This is a genomic window from Aquipseudomonas guryensis (assembly GCF_014164785.1).
Classification (GTDB): Bacteria; Pseudomonadota; Gammaproteobacteria; order Pseudomonadales; family Pseudomonadaceae; genus Aquipseudomonas; species Aquipseudomonas guryensis.
Window position 1 is genome coordinate 509,093 of the sequence record NZ_JACJFN010000003.1, and the last position, 16,617, is coordinate 525,709.

Below are 16,617 nucleotides of genomic sequence, written 5' to 3' on the forward strand. Positions count from 1 at the left end.
GACCCGGTCAGACAAACAGTTCCGGTGTGAACACCGCTGGCCGTACGCCCCTGCTGATCACCGCCTCCAGGCACAACGTCGACTCGCCATCCAGCCAGCAGACGAAGTAACCCGCGCTTTTCAGGCGCTTGAGGCGAAACTTCCACTCGCGTTCCAACAGCTCGCCGGCACTGGCCAGGCGCTGCTGCAGCTGGATCACCGAGTAGAAGCCGGCTGGCGTCTCGACCCGTTCGAGCACCGTGGCGACCGGGCTTTTCAGGGCCTCCACCGCGGGCTCGTGGTCGTGCAGCAGCTTGTCCAGGGCGAACAACTCCAGATTGGTTAATTGCATGAGCACCTTCTCGACTTGCTTTTCTCGGGCACAAAGGGCCCCGCTCGCCCTACCGCAGCAGGGCGAAATCAACGGTGTTTCAGGGGGTCAGGACGGCTTGGCGAGACCGAGCAAGCGCGCCAGGCTGTAGGCCACTTCCTCGCGAGTCACCGCACGCTCAGGCTCGAAGCGGCCCTGCTCGGCACTCAGCCAGCCGGCGCCGACGGTCAGCGCCGCGGCCTCGGCCACGGCCGGATCCAGGCCTTGCACATCCTTCAGTTCGGCGCGCTGGACCAGGCTGGTCTTGGCGAAGCCCTCGACCAGCGCCTTGCAGGCCAGCGCCCAATCCTGGCGAGTGACCGGGCGTTCGCCCTCGAAGCGGCCATCGGCCTGCAGCCAGCCATTGGAAAGCACCACCTCGATCTGCTCGCGCAGCGGGTGATCGGCCGGGACGTCGGCCAGCTTGGGCAGCTTGTCCAGGGCCGGCTCGGCGGCCAGGGTCATCTGCAGGGCATTGGCTAGCTCGAAACGGGTCAGCGCGCGCTTGGGCTCGAAACGGTTGTTGGCATCGCTAGTCATCAGCCCGCGGAAAGTCACCGCCCGCACCGCCTCCGGCCAGCGACTGGCAATGGCATCCTGCGGGCTGCTGCGCGCCGGATCGCGCAGTGCTGCATCGACCGGGGTGATGTCCAGGCGCACGCCACTCACCGTGTAGTTGGTCAGGGAATCCTGGAAGCGGCTGTGGGCGCTGAAACCCTCGGTTTCGCTGAACTCGAAGCGGTAACCGTAGTGGTAGCCGTTGGCCGGGTTGTAGCGGGTCATCAGGCCGACCTGACGGGTGGCGGTGTTGTCGGCCAGGCCATAGAGCACGGCACGCGACATGGCCGAGACGGCGGAGAGATCGGTGAGCAGCTGGTTGCCGACCAGGTATTCGTTGCCGGCGGTGATCGCCGCCTTGCCCTCGGCCGGCTGCACCTTGCCGCTGTTCAGGTCGTAACGATCACCATGGCCGAGCATGGCCAGGCGCACGTTCTGCAGGCGGGTGCCGTAGACCCCGAAGTCCTTGCTGGCCTGGCTGGCATCCATCACCGTCAGGTAGCCCTCGCCGAGCACTTCCAGCTGGCCATCGGGCTTGACCCAGATCGCGGTGTTGGTATCCAGGCCGAAACCCTTGGCCGGTTGCTGGCCGACCAGGTAGCTGGCCATGCGCGCAGCTCGCCCGCTGCTGGTTTCCTCGATCTGGTCGAAGTGCTGGTCGATGATGCCGGCCTTGAACAGTCCGGCACCCTTGAGCAGGGCAGTACCGCGCTGGTCAGCCTGCTGCGCGACGCCGAAGTCGAGGGTATCCATGACCACCCCGTAGGCGGTCGGCATGGTCGCGCCGAGGATGCTCGCACCGGCACTGCTGCCCGCCACCACACCGCCCTTGGCGAACACCTGGCGCACCGCCTTGAGGGTCAGCGACTCGCTGCCATCAGCGTTGTACAGGGCGCGGGCGATGCGCGCCTGGTCGCCGCCGACGAACCATACGGCGGTCGCCTCGGTCAGCGGTTTGACCGCGGCCGGGTCGTTCATGCTGGTCTGGTAGTTCTGATTGTCGATGCCGACGATGCTGATGTGCTCGGCCGGTACGCCCAGGGCCTGCAGCTCGCCCTGGAAGCGTTTGCTCGAACTGAGGCTGCCGCTGGCGGTGGGCATGATGGCGATGCGGGCCTGGTCGGCACCGCCGGCCAGCTCGATGAGCTTCTCGTATACCGCACTGTTGCTGGCACGCAGCATGCCGCCCACGGCCAGCAGGTTGCCATCGGCCAGGGCCGGCGCGGAAAAACCACAAAGGATCAGGGCGGCGACCAGGGCGCCACGTTTCGGCTGCATTGTCATTCTTGTTGCTCTTCTTGTTGTGAATACCACGGGCCCTGACGGCCCAGCCCAGCAGACCCAGCGCATCCTCCTGATACCCCGGCACACCAACCGCGCACCGACCACTCCCTTGCCCCGAAACCCGCTCGACGGGGCGCAACCGCACCGAATGTTTTTTTTCAAATAATCATATTTTTGAAATCTTGTATATCAACAAAAAGCATCAAGCAACCCCCGATCCAGGTCATTTAACCGACCAAGCGATCAGGAAATCACTAATAAAAACACTATTAAACAGCCACTTAATGGCAATTCGCCGGACCACTCAAACAATTCACGGACGAATCCTGATTGACACATTTTTTTCTTATAAGTACCGTTAACGAACAAAAACGTGTCACTCAATTATCAATTACTGCTGGGCTTGCTGTACCGAGGCAGCCACGACAGGGCAGGCACCCACAAGGTTCCTGCCGCACCTTTTCGCCAGCGTGCGAAGCAGCACCGCCCGCCAGACGGCCACCGGCCGTTCAGGCGAGCTCAATCGCCACTTACAGGAGTCATCACAATGAAAAAAATCGCACTTCTCGGCGCCCTGGCGCTCAGCGCCTTCAGCGCCATGACCCAAGCGGCGGAAGCCGACCTGCGTATCGGTATCGAAGCGGCCTACCCGCCCTTCGCCTTCAAGACGCCGGACGGCAAGATCAGCGGCTTCGACTACGAGATCGGCAACGCCCTGTGCGCAGAGATGCAGGTCAAATGCGAGTGGGTCGAGCAGGCCTTCGACGGCCTGATCCCCTCCCTGAAAGTGCGCAAGGTCGACGCCGTGCTGTCGTCCATGTCGATCACCCCGGACCGCCTGAAGTCGGTCGACTTCACCAAAAAGTACTACCACACCCCCGGCAAGCTGGCGATGAAGGCCGGCAGCGTGGTCAACGACCCGCTGGTCGACCTCAAGGGCAAGAAAGTCGGCGTGCAGCGCGCCTCGACCTATGATCGCTACGCCAGCGACAAATTCGCCGCCGCAGGCATCGAGGTGGTGCGCTACGGCTCGCAGAACGAAGCCTTCCTCGACCTCGCCTCCGGCCGCATCGACGCGACCCTGGCCGACGTGGTCAACATCGGCGAAGGCTTCCTGAAAACCGACTCCGGCAAGGGCTTCGCCCTGGTCGGCCCGGACTTCAACGATCCGAAGTACTTCGGCAATGGCGCCGGTATCGCCGTACGCAAGGGCGACGCCGCCACCGCGGAGAAATTCAGCAACGCCATCGCCGCCCTGCGCAGCAATGGCAAGTACCAGGAAATCCAGGGCAAGTACTTCGCCTACGACATCTACGGCCAGTAACACCCGCCCACACCGTGCACCCGGCCCAGTGCCGGGTACACTGCATGGTACAACTCCCTATTAACTCGACGAGCCTGCCCGCCCGCGTACCCGCCAAGTCCTCGCAGAAGGCCCGGCCGCGTCGCGCACAGAGGCACAGGCTTCAAGGAAGCAGCATGCAACACCTTGAGTATTCCCTGCCCTGGAGCGGTCTCGGCACACAGCGCAATCTGTCGGTATTCCGTTTTGGCAGCGGTGCGCGCAAAGCCTATATCCAGGCCGCCCTGCATGCCGATGAGCTGCCGGGCATGCGCGTGGCAGTGGAACTCAAGCGGCGTCTGCAGGAGCTGGAAAACGCCGGCTGCCTGCGCGGAGTGATCGAGCTGGTCCCCGCCGCCAACCCTATCGGCCTGGCGCAGATGTTCCAGGCCACCCACCAGGGCCGCTTCGACTTCTCCAGCGGCAAGAATTTCAACCGCGACTTCCCCAACCTGGCTGCGCCACTGATCCACAGCCTGCAAGGCCAGCTGGGCGATGACGCGGACAGCAACATCGAATTGATCCGCCAGGCCATGCGCCGCGCGATCAGCCAGCTGCCCGAGCCGCAATCGCAGCTCGACGGCCTGCAGCGCCTGTTGCTGCAGCACGCCTGCGACGCCGACGTGGTGCTCGACCTGCATTGCGACTTCGAGTCGGTGATGCTGCTCTATGCGCTGCCGCAAGCCTGGCCGCGCCTGCAGGGCCTGGCCGCGCGCCTGGAAGCCAAGGCGGTGCTGCTGGCCGAAGACTCCGGCGGCCAATCGTTCGACGAGGCCTGCGCCGCGCCCTGGCTGCAACTGGCCGAGGCCTTCCCCGGCGCCCCCGTACCACTGGCCTGCCTGACCGCCACCATCGAACTGGGCGGCATGGCCGATACCGAACCGCAACGCGCCAGTCGTGACGCCGAGGCGATCCTCGCCTTCCTCGCCGACCAGGGCCTGCTCAGCGGCAACTGGCCGGCCATCCCCGCCAGCACCTGCAGCGCCACGCCGTTTGCCGGCGCCCAGTACGCCTACGCGCCCCACCCGGGCGTGGTCAGCTTCCTGCAGCCGCTGGGCGCCCAGGTCAAGTTCGGCGACCCGCTGTTCGAGGTGCTCGATCCGATCAGCGATCGCCGCTCGCTGGTGCGCGCCACCACCGACGGTGTGCTCTACGCCCGCGAACGCCTGCGCTTCGCCCAACCTGGCCTGTGGCTGGCCAAGGTCGCCGGGGCCACACCGATCCGCACGGGTCGCCTGCTCAGCGACTGACACAGGCGCGCAATGTTTCTGGCAAGGACGCCACCCTCTTCGACTGCGCTGGTGGCCAGCACCAGGCTGGCACGCGGCCACCGGCACCGCGCCTTCGGATACACTGCGGCCTTCTCGTGGTGGTTACCGCCCTTCCCGAACAGGCCTGCACACGCATGACATCCACGCCCAGCAACGTCACCGTCTACGCCTCGCCCGTCATGCGCAAGCTGGCGGCCATCACCCCGGACCTGCAACCTTCGCTGCGCAAGGTGGCCGACTTCATCCTGCGTCACCCGCTGAAAGCGGCGACCCTGACTATCGAAGAACTGGCCCAGGAAACAGCCACCTCCGCCGCCGCGGTCAACCGCCTGGCGCGCGCCATGCAGCTGGGCGGCTACAGCGCCCTGAAGTCGGCCCTGGTGGCCACCCTGCAGGAACTGGTGTCGCCGGTGGACAAGCTGCGCAACGAGCTGGCCCATCGCCCGGACGGCACCTTCGGCCTGCAGGAACAGATGCAGATCGCCAGCAGCAACCTGGGCAGCACCGCCAACAGCAACAGTATCGCCGCCTTCGAAGCCTTCGTCGGCAGCCTGACCGCCGCCCGCCGTATCTACATCCTCGGCTTCGGCAACAGCGCCTACATGGCCGGCCTGGCCGCCGCCAACCTGGTGCCCTATTGCGCCGACGCGGTGGCGGTCAGCATGGAGGGCGGCAACGAGAACGCCGCCTATCGCTTGGCCACCATCACCGAGCATGACGCCCTGCTCGCCATCTCCCTGCCGCGCTACTCGCTGGACACCCTGCAGCTGGCGCGCTTCTCCCTCGAACGTGGGGCCAAGGTACTGGCCATCACCGACTCGCCGGCCTCGCCGCTGGCCGCCATCGCCGACCACTGCCTGTTCGCTCCGGCCAGCCACCCGGTGCTGATCAGCTCCAACACCGCCGTACTGGCGCTGATCGAAAGCCTGGTCGCGGCCGTAATGACGCGCAACAAGGAGGCCGTGAAGCTGGCCGCCGAGCTGACCGAAAGCGTGCTGTCCTACCTGCATGTTCCGAGCAGCGAGACCCCGGCACGCAAGCGGCTGCGCAAGCGCAAGGAGCGCTGAGTCGCGGTGGTTGTCGACTGCGCCACACAATAGCTGTCGGCTCGGCCACGAATGGAACAGGGCAGCCAATCGAGCGTCTAACGCTCAGGTAGTCTGCTTGTGCGATCATCGCCTGTGGAATTCGAGGAGTATCCCCATGAAGTACCGTTCCCTGTTCACCCGCACCCTCCCTCTGTTGTTCGCCGCCCTGCTGATCAGCGGTTGCAGCCTGCGCCTGCCCGGCATCGGCATCGACATTGGTGACCACGGCGGCCACGGTGGCCCGCACCACTGCCCACCTGGCCAGGCGAAGAAAGGCAACTGCTAGTCGCTTCCACGGAGGGTCTGTTGCCGCTTCGTTCGCGAACCGCGTTGCTGCGCAACCCGCAGGGACGGCCGTGAACGAAACGGCAACAGACCCTAGGGCCTTGCCAGTAGGTGTAAGCTTCTGACTGACCAGTCACAGGAGCACGGCATGGCCCTCAGCGTATTCGACCTGTTCAAGATCGGCATTGGCCCCTCCAGCTCACACACGGTTGGGCCCATGCGCGCCGCCGCGCGTTTCGTCGAAGGGCTCAAGCGCGAACAACTGCTGAGCGCCACGGTTACCCTCAAAGTCGAGCTGTATGGCTCGCTCGGCGCCACCGGCAAGGGCCATGGCAGCGACAAGGCGGTGCTGCTCGGCCTGGAAGGCGAGCAACCCGACACAATCGACACCACCTCCATCGAACCGCGTCTGGCGGCGATCCGCACCAGCGGCGAGCTGAACCTGGGCGGCGAACGGCACATTCGTTTCGTCGAGAAGGAACACCTGGCGCTGATCCGCAAGCCACTGGCCTTCCATCCCAATGGCATGATCTTCCGCGCCTTCGATGCCGCCGGCCTGCAGATCCGCTCGCGCGAGTACTACTCGGTGGGTGGTGGCTTCGTGGTCGACGAAGAGGCCGCCGGCCTCGATCGCATCGTCGAAGATCAGACCCCGCTGACCTACCCGTTCAAGAGCGCCAAGCAATTGCTGGCCCTGTGCAGCGAACACCAGCTTTCGATCAGCCAGCTGATGCTGGCTAACGAGGCGGCCTGGCGGCCGGAAGCAGAAACCCGCGCCGGACTGCTGAAGATCTGGCAGGTGATGCAGGACTGCGTTAGTGCCGGCTGCCGCAACGAAGGCATCATGCCCGGCGGACTCAAGGTGCGCCGCCGCGCCGCCGCCCTGCAGCGCCAGCTCAGCGAGCACCCGGAAGCCAGCCTGCGCGACCCGCTGACCGTGCTGGACTGGGTCAACCTCTACGCTCTGGCGGTCAACGAGGAAAACGCCAGCGGTGGCCGCGTGGTCACCGCACCGACCAACGGCGCGGCCGGCATCGTGCCGGCGGTGCTGCACTACTACCGACGCTTCGTGCCCGGTGCCAGCGACGACGGCGTGGTGCGTTTCCTGCTCACCGCCGCCGCCATCGGCATCCTCTATAAGGAAAACGCCTCGATCTCCGGTGCCGAAGTCGGCTGCCAGGGTGAAGTCGGCGTGGCCTGCTCGATGGCCGCCGGCGCGCTGTGCGAAGTGCTGGGCGGGACTATCGCCCAGGTGGAGAACGCCGCGGAGATCGGCATGGAGCACAACCTCGGCCTGACCTGCGACCCGGTCGGCGGCCTGGTCCAGGTGCCGTGCATCGAGCGCAACGCGATGGGCTCGATCAAGGCGATCAATGCCGCGCGCATGGCCCTGCGTGGCGATGGCCAGCACTTCATTTCCCTGGACCGGGTGATCCGCACCATGCGCGATACCGGGGCGGACATGAAGAGCAAGTACAAGGAGACGGCACGCGGGGGATTGGCGGTGAATATCATCGAGTGCTGAAGCGCAGGAGCAAGATCGGCATTGGCTGCAATTGCGCGCCCGGCCAATTAACCAGTCGGCTCAACCTTTTGGTTTCGCCCTCCTGGGCGAGTCACTTTCTCTTGCTCGCACAAGAGAAAGTAACCAAAGAGAAGTGCGCCCCGACATCCGGGTTTCGCTGCGCTCCACTGATTCGCTTCGCTCACCCTTCGGGCCAGCCTGCGGCTGTTACTGCGCTACGCTCCGTTTCCCTCCCTCCGGTGCTGCTCCGGGGCCGGCTTACAAGGGCCGTCCCTGGCCCTCTAAGCCTCTCGCCGCATCCATGCGGCTCGCCCCCCCCCTACGCAACACCTACGCTCGGCCTCCTGACGGGGGATCGGACTCCGAGCTGCTTGAAGGTTGTGCAATAACAGACGAAGCAACTGTCAGGCAGCGCCAAACGCCCCTTTCAGGAGGCCGAACGGAATCATTGCGTAAGGGGTTGAGCGACATGGATGTCGCGAGAGCCGCGATGGGCCAGGGATGGCCCTTCGCGGCGGGCCCCTGGAGCGATGATGGAGTGAGGGAAACGAAGCGTAGCGCAGTAACAGCCGCAGGCTGGCCCGAAGGGTGAGCGAAGCGAATCAGTCTGGCGTAGCCAGACCCGGATGCAGGGGCACAGACCTTTTGGTTCCTTTTGGGGCGTTTGCCAAAAGGGACTCGCCCAGGAGGGCGAAACCAAAACCATCAAGTCAGCGCGCTAATCAGCTAGGCACAGAACACACCGTAGGGCGGGTGGAACCAGCGTCTCACCCGCCCTACTCCTCACTGACGCAACCGATACCCGGTCTTGAACATCCACCCCACAGTGATGATGCACAGCAGCAGGAAGCCCAACGTCATGCCCAAGCTGACCGCCACGTTGACGTCGGACACCCCGTAGAAGCTCCAGCGAAACCCGCTGATCAGGTACACCACCGGGTTGAACAGGGTCACCTGCTGCCACAGCGGCGGCAGCATGCTGATCGAGTAGAAGCTGCCACCGAGGAAAGTCAGCGGCGTGACAATCAGCGCCGGCACCACCTGCAGCTTCTCCCAGCCATCGGCCCACACGCCGATGATGAAACCGAACAGGCTGAAGGTAATCGCCGTCAGTACCAGGAACAGCGCCATGACGAACGGATGAGCGATCTCGAAATCGACGAACAGGCGCGCCGTGACCAGGATGATCAGGCCGAGGATCACCGACTTGGTGGCCGCCGCGCCGACGAAGCCGATAAGTATCTCCAGGTAGGAAATCGGCGCCGAAAGCAGCTCGTAGATGGTCCCCGAATACTTCGGCATGTAGATGCCGAACGAGGCATTGGAGATGCTCTCGGTGAGCAGCGCCAGCATGATCAGCCCCGGCACGATGAAGGCACCGTAGCTGACGCCCTGCACCTGGGTCATGCTCGAACCGATGGCCGAGCCGAACACCACGAAGTACAGCGACGTGCTGATCACCGGGGTGGCGATACTCTGCAGCAGGGTGCGCCAGGTGCGCGCCAGTTCGAACAGGTAAATAGCCTTGATGGCGTGGAAATTCATACCGGCGACCTCACCAGGCTGACGAAGATATCTTCCAGCGAACTCTCGCTGGACTGCAGATCCTTAAAGTCGATGCCGTGCTGGGCCAGGTCCTTGAGCAGCTCGGCGATGCCGGTGTGCTCGCGCTGGGCGTCGAAGGTGAACACCAGGGCGTGGCCGGCGTCGGCCAGTTCCAGACCGTAGCTCGCCAGCTCGACAGGGATGCTCGCCAGCGGGTGCTTAAGCTGCAGGGTCAGCTGCTTCTTGCCAAGCTTGTGCATCAGCACATCCTTGTCCTCCACCAGAATGATCTCGCCCTTGCGGATCACCCCGATGCGGTCGGCCATTTCCTCGGCTTCCTCGATGTAGTGGGTGGTGAGAATGATGGTCACCCCGCGCTCGCGCAGCTGGCGCACCATGTTCCACATGTCGCGGCGCAGCTCCACATCGACCCCGGCGGTGGGCTCGTCGAGAAACAGGATCGACGGCTCATGGGACAGCGCCTTGGCGATCATCACCCGGCGCTTCATGCCACCCGACAGTTCGAAGATCTTCGCGTCGCGCTTGTCCCACAACGACAGGTCGCGCAGCAATTGTTCCAGATAGGCCGGGTTGGGCTTCTTGCCGAACAGACCGCGGCTGAATTTGACCGTGGCCCAGACGGTTTCAAACACGTCGTTGACCAGTTCCTGTGGTACCAGGCCGATCTGCGAGCGGGCCGCGCGGTAGTCGGCCTTGATGTCGTAGCCGGCCACCCGCACCCGGCCCTCGCCCGGATTGACGATGCCGCAGATGATGCTGATCAGGGTGGTCTTGCCGGCGCCATTGGGGCCGAGCAGGGCGAAGATCTCGCCCTTTTCGATCTGCAGATTGATCTGTTTCAGCGCCGGATGGCCGGACGCGTAGGTCTTGCTCAGGTTCTCGACCGCAATCACCGATTCCACGGCAGCTCCTTAGCCAGGCAGCAAAAGCGCGATTGTAGAGCAGGAGTCCCCAGTCGCGCTTGGCAAGCTTGTCGGGAGTGCCAGGTTTTGATCGTTCCCACGCTCTGCGTGGGAACGCCGCTACAGACGCTCCGCGTCTGCGGGACGCGGAGCGTCCCCGGATCAGGCTCCCACGCGGGAGCGTGGGAGCCATCGGCAAAGCGGTGGATCGGCAAGGGCTGGGGAGAGGGTGCTTGGCCACGCCCTCTCCCCCCGGCCCCTCCCCACAAGTGGGAGAGGGGAGACAAGCAATCCGGGCTATTTGCGCTTCCTTATCAAGGCTCCAGGCCGAACAGCGCCTGGCCGCTCTCAGGGTCGAACGGCACCGAGAAGTGTTCGTGGGCGATCAGCCAACGCCCGCCCTGCTTGCGATAGCCCTGGCTGACGCGCAACCAGCAGCCCTGACTTTTGCCCTCGGCGTCGGTACCGCCGCAGTAGGCAAGGAAGTGGCCGAAGCCCAGCTCACCGCTGGTTTCCTGTTGCAGTTCGCGCACCTCGAAGGTGGTCGGCCCGGCGCACATCTCAAGGCACATCTGCCAGTGCGTCCGGTAGGCGGCGCGGTCCTTGAATTGCAGCTGGAGGATGGCATCGAAGGCCAGCACATCTTCGCTGTAGTGCTCGATGATGGCGTCCAGGTTCTTCGCCAGGTTGGCCGCCACCCAGGTGTCGATCAGGCCGCGCAGTTCGGTCGTGGTACTCATGCTCTTCTCCTTGCGCGCTCAGGCGCAGCAGTCGTGGCGGGCAGGCGCGGCGTCCTGGTACTCATCGTGCAGACGGGTCCACATCAGCCCCTTACCCTCCAGGTCGGGCATGCCATCCCAGCCCTCGCCACGGCCGAACGGCGTGAGGTCGAGGTAGTGGTAGGTGTTCATCAGCATGTCCAGGCCACGGCCATAGGTGGAGTAACAGTGGAACACCCGCTCGCCGTCGCGCAGGAACACGCTGGCGCCGGGCAGTTCGCCCTTTACGCCATCCAGCTGCCCCAGGCGCTGCAGCTCGGCCTGATCGCGGTAGTTATACTCGACCGGCGCCTCGGCCGCGTCGATGCTCACGTGGAAGTCGTAGTTGAAGCGGCTGCCGAACGACGAGTACCAGGGCAGCGTCCAGCCCATGCGCCGCTTGAAGGCCTCCAGCTCGGTCAGTGGCGCGCGCGAGACCAGCACCAAGCGGGTGTCGCGGGCCTGCAGATGAGCCTGATGGCCGATGTTGTCGACCAGGAAGGAGCAGCCGGGACAGCCCTCGCCTTTGTCGCGGTGGTACATGAAGTGGTAGACGATCAGCTGACGCTGGCCGGCGAACAACTCATGCAACGGCACCTCGCCATCCGGGCCGTTGAAGCGGTAGCCCGCCGTGACCTCTACCATAGGCAACTGGCGGCGCGCGGCGTTGAGCGTATCGCGCTGGTGGGTCAGGGCCTTCTCCTGCTCCAGCAGGGCCAGGCGCGCGGCCAGCCATTGTTCACGGCTGGCGATTTTCGGGTATTCAGGTTTCATCGTTATTCCTCCTGGTGGCCGTATGGCGGCAGCCCAACCACAGGCCGAGGCCACTGGCACCGGCGACACTGGCACCACCCACGACCAGGGCGGCCAGACAGAACGGGCACACGGCCTCAGTCCTCGAGTTGCAGCTGACGTACCGGCCGCACTTCGACGCTGCCGACCCGCGCCGCGGGAATGCCGCCGGCGATCTGCAGCGCCTCGTTGAGGTCGCGCGCCTCGATCAGGTAGAAGCCAGCCAGCTGCTCCTTGGTTTCGGCGAACGGCCCGTCGGTGATGCTCAGCTTGCCGCCACGCATGCGTACCGTGGTGGCGGTGGCGACCGGCTCCAGCGGCTCGGCGGCGAGCATGCGGCCGCTCTGCTGCACGCTCTGGAAGTAGTCGAGGCACTCACCGTCGCGCGGGCTCTCCGGCAGGCTGTGCAGCAGTTTTTCGTCGCTGTAGATCAGGCACAGGTATTTCATTGCAGTCTCTCCCTGGCAGCATGACGGGCTGCCTTACCCAGTAGTCGGGCGGTGCCTAGGCAAATCGACAAGGCCCGCAAAAAATCTTTCAGCCCGTCGGCAACTCGGCCAACCGCCGTTCGAGAAACTGCCGGTCGGCGCCCTGCTGGCTCAGTTGCAGGGCGCGCTGATAGGCGGCGCGCGCCGCCTCCCACTGCCCCAGTCGCCGGTTCAGATCGGCGCAGGCGGCATGCGCCAGGTGGTAGTCGGCCAGCTCGCCGCGCGCCAGCAGCGCCTCGATCAGCTGCAATCCGGCCGCCGGGCCATCGCGCATGGCCAGGGCCACCGCGCGGTTGAGTTCGATCACCGGCGAGGGCGTGGCGCGCAGCAACACGTCGTACAGGCCGACGATCTGCACCCAGTCGGTCGCGTCCATACTCGCCGCCTCGGCGTGCACCGCGGCGATGGCCGCCTGCAGGCTGTAGGGACCGAAGCGCCGCGACTGCAACGCAGACAGCACTAGCGTCTCGCCTTCGGCGATCAGCACCTTGTCCCACAGGCTGCGGTCCTGTTCCTCCAGCAAAATCGGCTCGCCGGCCGGCGAAGTGCGCGCACTGCGCCGCGACTCGTGTAGCAGCATCAGCGCCAGCAGGCCCTGCACTTCCGCCTCCGGCAGCAACTCCAGCAGCAGGCGGCCGAGACGGATGGCCTCGGCGGACAGGTGCTGGCGGGTCAGCTCGGCACCGGAGCTGGCGAAGTAGCCCTCGTTGAACACCAGGTAGACCACCTGCAGCACCGCCTGCAGACGCTCGGCCAGCTCGTTGCGCCCCGGCACTTCGTAGGGGATGCGCGCGTCACGGATCTTGTTCTTCGCCCGCACGATGCGCTGAGCGATGGTGCTGGGCGTGGCGAGGAAGGCGCGGGCAATTTCCTCGGTGGTGAGGTCGCAGACTTCGCGCAGGGTCAGCGCCACCTGGGCCTCGAAGGCCAAGGCCGGGTGGCAACAGGTGAACACCAGGCGCAGGCGGTCATCCTCCAGATGCTCGCCATCCCAGGCCTCACCCTCGGCGAGCGGTTCGGGGCTGTCCTCCAGGGCCTGGAAGCGCGCCTGGCGGCGCAGCTGATCGATGGCCTTGAAGCGCCCGGCCGAGACCAGCCAGGCGCGCGGGTTGGCCGGCACGCCCTGGCTGGGCCACTGTTCCAGGGCGGCACGAAAGGCTTCGTGCAGCGCCTCCTCGGCCAGGTCGAAATCGCCGAGCAGGCGAATCAGGGTCGCCAGTACCCGCCGCGATTCCTCGCGGTACAGGCGCTCAAGGTGCAGTTCCAGCTGCTTGGAATCCAGGTCCATGGTGCGTCTCGTTCGGCCAGAGGCAGGCAAAGGTAGCCACCAAAGCCTACCTATTGGTCGAACCAGAGGGAACGAAATCGACAAGCGGCACGCTGGCCAATTGCCCACACCCAGACGCTGTACCGCGATGTGTTGCCGCTGCCCTGGGTACGCATGGCGCCCCCAGGGCGAGCGGGACAGCGCCCAATAAAAACCCTTGGCGCCGCCGGTGGGCGCCAAGGGTTGCGACCAGCTTGCTTGCAGTTGTTGTTACAGGCGACCGAGCTCCTGGGCGGTGCGATCCAGCGCCAGCTTGGTCTTGCTGACCAGCTCCTCAATGTCGCCGCGCGTGGCCACCAGGGCCGGCGCCATGATCATGCGCCCGCCGGTGGCACGGATGATCAGACCCTCCTCGAAGCCGATGGTGCGGCAACGCCAGGTGATGTCGGTCTCGTTGGCGAAGCGCTTGCGGCTGGGTTTGTCCTCGCACAGCTGCAGGGCGGCGACCAGACCGGTGCCCTGGATTTCACCGACCAGCGGGTGGCCCTCGAACACCTGGCGCAGGCACTGCTGCAGGTAAGGGCCGCTGTCGTTCTTCACCTGGCTGACCACGCCTTCGTCACGCAACGCCTTGATGTTGGCGATGGCCACGGCCGCCGCCACCGGGTGACCGGAGTAGGTCAGACCGTGGGCGAACACACCGCCCTGCTCCACCAGTACCTCGGCCATGCGCTTGCTCAGCACCAGGCCGCCCATGGGGATGTAACCCGAGGTCAGGCCCTTGGCGATGGTCAGGGTGTCCGGCTGGAAGCCGAAGTGCTGGTGGGCGAACCATTCGCCGGTACGGCCGAAGCCACCGATCACCTCGTCGGCGCACAGCAGCACGTCGTACTGACGGCAGATGCGCTGAATTTCCGCCCAGTAGCTGGCCGGCGGGAAGATCATGCCGCCGGCTCCCTGGAAGGGTTCGGCAACGAAGGCGGCAACGTTGTCGGCGCCCAGTTCGAGGATCTTGGCCTCCAGCTCGCGGGCCGCCTTGAGGCCGAATTCCTCTTCCGTCAGCTCGCCGCCCTGGACGTACCAGTACGGCTCACCGATATGCGCGAAGTCCGGCAGCATGCCGCCCATCTCGTGCATGAAGCCCATGCCGCCCAGTGCGGTGCTGCCCAGGGTAGAGCCGTGGTAGCCGTTCCAGCGGCCGATCATCACCTTCTTCTGCGGCTTGCCGAGAATCTGCCAGTAGCGGCGCACGGTGCGGATCAGCACCTCGTTGGCCTCGGAACCGGAGTTGGTATAGATCGCGTGGCTGTAGTGGCTGGGCAGCAGACTGAACAGCAGCTCGGACAGCTCCACCACCGCCGGGTGAGTGGTGTGGAAGAACATGTTGTAGTACGGCAGCCGCTCCAGCTGGCGGGTGGCGGCGGCGGCCAGGTCCTTGCGGCCGTAGCCGAGGTTGGTGCACCACAGGCCGGACATGCCGTCGAGGTAGCGTTTGCCTTCGTTATCCCACAGGTGCAGGCCCTCGCCGCGCACCATCACGCGCGGCCCTTCGGCGTTCAGCGCCTTCTGGTCGACAAAGGCGTGGATGTGGTGGGCCGCATCCAGCGCCTGGTAATCACGGGTGGTGCGGGTGGGGTTCTGGGGGAGTGTCATGACAGCGGCCTCGCCTGTTTACGTGTTGTTGAATGGCCGGGGTGCAACACCCCGGCAGTAGCTCATTTGCGCGCCAGAACCTCGTCCAGCGACACCGGGGTGAACAGCGGTTTGCGCATTACCAGTTTGATCCACACCACGGCGATCAACGACACCAGGCCCAGCACCACGCCGGCACTGGTGAAGATCGACGCGGCCATCTCCGGGGTCGGCGAGGCGTAGTAGATCGACACCAGCATGCCGACGATGCCGAGCAGCTGCGGCAGCGGGTAGAACGGCGTCTTAAACGGGCGCGCCAGGTGCGGATAACGGCGGCGCAGGGCGATCACGTCCAGGTGGCAGACGATGTAGGCCAGCAGCCAGGCGATGGCCGCAGCGATCAGCAGCAGGTTGACCGCGCCGGGGTTGTCGCCCATGAACAGCACCGGGATGCCGGTGATGGCGGCGACGAACAGCACGGCCACCCAGGGGGTGTTGAAGCCACGGCTGAGCAGCTTGAACTGCGGGAACGCCTGGCGGTTCTGCGCCATGCCGTAGAGCATGCGCGGGATGGCCGCCAGCGAGGTGTTGAGGGTGCTGCAGGTGGCAGTGAGCGCGGCGATCACCAGCACATGTTTGCCGGTTTCACCGAACAGCGCGGTGGCATACAGAAAGTGCGGCAGCGCATCGCTGGCCAGCTTTTCCTGCGGTACGTAGTACAGCGCGCCGATGGCGTACAGGGCGATGGTGACGAAGATCACCGTGACGCCAATGATCATCGCCCAGGGAATATTGCGCTCAGGGCGACGCGACTCTTCCACTAGCGGACAGACGAACTCGGCGCCGACGAAGCCCCAGATGGCCAGCGCCACCAGGGTCAGCACGCCGGCCCCCATCGGGTTCCAGTCCTGCGGCAGGCTGCTGCTAAGCGCCGGTTCGCTGCCACTGCCGCTGACCGCAGCCAGGCCGAGGGACAACAGGACAATCACCATCACCGTGGCCAGGGCGGTCTGCAGGCGGGCAAAGATGTCGATGCCGAGCAGGTTGAGCAGGGTGAACAGCACCAGCACACCGAAGGCGATGCTCATGTGCGGGAACAAGCCGGGGTAGACCTGGTTGATGATCAGGTCGAGCAGCAGCAGTTCGGCCGAGAGCGCGAACATCGCCACCACCACATAGCCGGAGAAGGTCGAGACGATCGCCGGGAAGTGCCCCAGGGCCACCTCGGTGTAGCTGCTCAGGCTGCCGGCGCGGGGAATCATCAGCGACAGTTCGGCGAAGGAGAAGATGTAGCTCAGCGCCAGCAGAAAGGCGATGAACAACGGGATCAGAAAGCCCGGCCCGGCGATGCCGGCGCCTTGCAGCATCAGCACCATCACGCCCTGGGACACCACCAGGCCAATAGAGACCGACAACAGGGCGCCGAGCCCCAGACTCTTGCTGAACTTGCCTTTGGCCTCGACGCCCACGGCCCGCGGTGGCGTCAGGGTGATATCGGGATCGTACATGG

15 protein-coding genes are annotated in these 16,617 nt (G+C 65.2%); 5 read left to right on the forward strand and 10 right to left on the reverse strand.

Going from position 1 to position 16,617, the window contains the following annotated elements; genetic code table 11:
* Positions 1–7: 7 nt before the first annotated feature.
* Complete coding sequence (locus H3H45_RS13980; protein ID WP_160489205.1) at positions 8–331, reverse strand: hypothetical protein; 324 nt, start codon at positions 329–331, stop codon at positions 8–10.
* Between the two features lie 87 nt (positions 332–418).
* Positions 419–2,185: a cyanophycinase gene (locus H3H45_RS13985; protein ID WP_235983700.1), complete on the reverse strand. Its 1,767-nt coding sequence runs from the start codon at positions 2,183–2,185 to the stop codon at positions 419–421.
* Positions 2,186–2,738: 553 nt separating this feature from the next.
* Between H3H45_RS13985 and H3H45_RS13990 the strand changes: the two genes are divergently transcribed.
* The 5 genes from H3H45_RS13990 to H3H45_RS14010 all read left to right on the forward strand — a co-directional run bounded on the left by H3H45_RS13990 (position 2,739) and on the right by H3H45_RS14010 (position 7,702).
* Positions 2,739–3,515 (forward strand): ABC transporter substrate-binding protein, encoded by a 777-nt coding sequence (locus H3H45_RS13990; RefSeq protein ID WP_182834347.1) that lies wholly within the window; start codon positions 2,739–2,741, stop codon positions 3,513–3,515.
* Between the two features lie 155 nt (positions 3,516–3,670).
* Positions 3,671–4,783, forward strand: a complete 1,113-nt coding sequence (locus tag H3H45_RS13995) for a succinylglutamate desuccinylase/aspartoacylase family protein (protein ID WP_182834348.1) — start codon at positions 3,671–3,673, stop codon at positions 4,781–4,783.
* Between the two features lie 155 nt (positions 4,784–4,938).
* A complete protein-coding gene (locus H3H45_RS14000; protein WP_182834349.1) occupies positions 4,939–5,871 on the forward strand; it encodes a MurR/RpiR family transcriptional regulator in 933 nt (310 codons plus the stop codon).
* A 136-nt stretch (positions 5,872–6,007) separates the two neighbouring features.
* Entirely contained in the window at positions 6,008–6,178 is a 171-nt protein-coding gene (locus tag H3H45_RS14005; RefSeq protein ID WP_182834350.1) for a hypothetical protein, read from the forward strand.
* A gap of 147 nt (positions 6,179–6,325) precedes the next feature.
* The gene (locus H3H45_RS14010; protein ID WP_182834351.1) at positions 6,326–7,702 is read left to right on the forward strand and encodes an L-serine ammonia-lyase; all 1,377 of its coding nucleotides are present in this window, start codon (positions 6,326–6,328) and stop codon (positions 7,700–7,702) included.
* A 783-nt stretch (positions 7,703–8,485) separates the two neighbouring features.
* On the opposite strand, the gene H3H45_RS14015 is transcribed toward H3H45_RS14010, so the two are convergent.
* The 8 genes from H3H45_RS14015 to H3H45_RS14050 form a co-directional block, all read right to left on the reverse strand.
* The gene (locus H3H45_RS14015) at positions 8,486–9,247 is read right to left on the reverse strand and encodes an ABC transporter permease (protein ID WP_182834352.1); all 762 of its coding nucleotides are present in this window, start codon (positions 9,245–9,247) and stop codon (positions 8,486–8,488) included.
* A complete protein-coding gene (locus H3H45_RS14020; protein ID WP_182834353.1) occupies positions 9,244–10,170 on the reverse strand; it encodes an ABC transporter ATP-binding protein in 927 nt (308 codons plus the stop codon). The genes H3H45_RS14015 and H3H45_RS14020 overlap by 4 nt, the downstream gene beginning before the upstream one ends.
* 314 nt (positions 10,171–10,484) lie before the next feature.
* Complete coding sequence (locus H3H45_RS14025) at positions 10,485–10,910, reverse strand: YybH family protein (protein ID WP_182834354.1); 426 nt, start codon at positions 10,908–10,910, stop codon at positions 10,485–10,487.
* An 18-nt stretch (positions 10,911–10,928) separates the two neighbouring features.
* Positions 10,929–11,702: a DUF899 domain-containing protein gene (locus tag H3H45_RS14030; RefSeq protein WP_182834355.1), complete on the reverse strand. Its 774-nt coding sequence runs from the start codon at positions 11,700–11,702 to the stop codon at positions 10,929–10,931.
* A 116-nt stretch (positions 11,703–11,818) separates the two neighbouring features.
* Positions 11,819–12,169 carry a YciI family protein gene (locus tag H3H45_RS14035; protein ID WP_182834356.1) on the reverse strand — a complete coding sequence of 117 codons (351 nt, stop codon included), beginning with the start codon at positions 12,167–12,169 and terminating at the stop codon, positions 11,819–11,821.
* Positions 12,170–12,257: 88 nt separating this feature from the next.
* Positions 12,258–13,496, reverse strand: a complete 1,239-nt coding sequence (locus tag H3H45_RS14040; RefSeq protein WP_182834357.1) for an RNA polymerase sigma factor — start codon at positions 13,494–13,496, stop codon at positions 12,258–12,260.
* A gap of 249 nt (positions 13,497–13,745) precedes the next feature.
* Positions 13,746–15,128 (reverse strand): aspartate aminotransferase family protein, encoded by a 1,383-nt coding sequence (locus tag H3H45_RS14045; RefSeq protein WP_182834358.1) that lies wholly within the window; start codon positions 15,126–15,128, stop codon positions 13,746–13,748.
* A gap of 62 nt (positions 15,129–15,190) precedes the next feature.
* The gene (locus tag H3H45_RS14050; protein ID WP_182834359.1) at positions 15,191–16,615 is read right to left on the reverse strand and encodes an APC family permease; all 1,425 of its coding nucleotides are present in this window, start codon (positions 16,613–16,615) and stop codon (positions 15,191–15,193) included.
* Positions 16,616–16,617 lie beyond the last annotated feature (2 nt).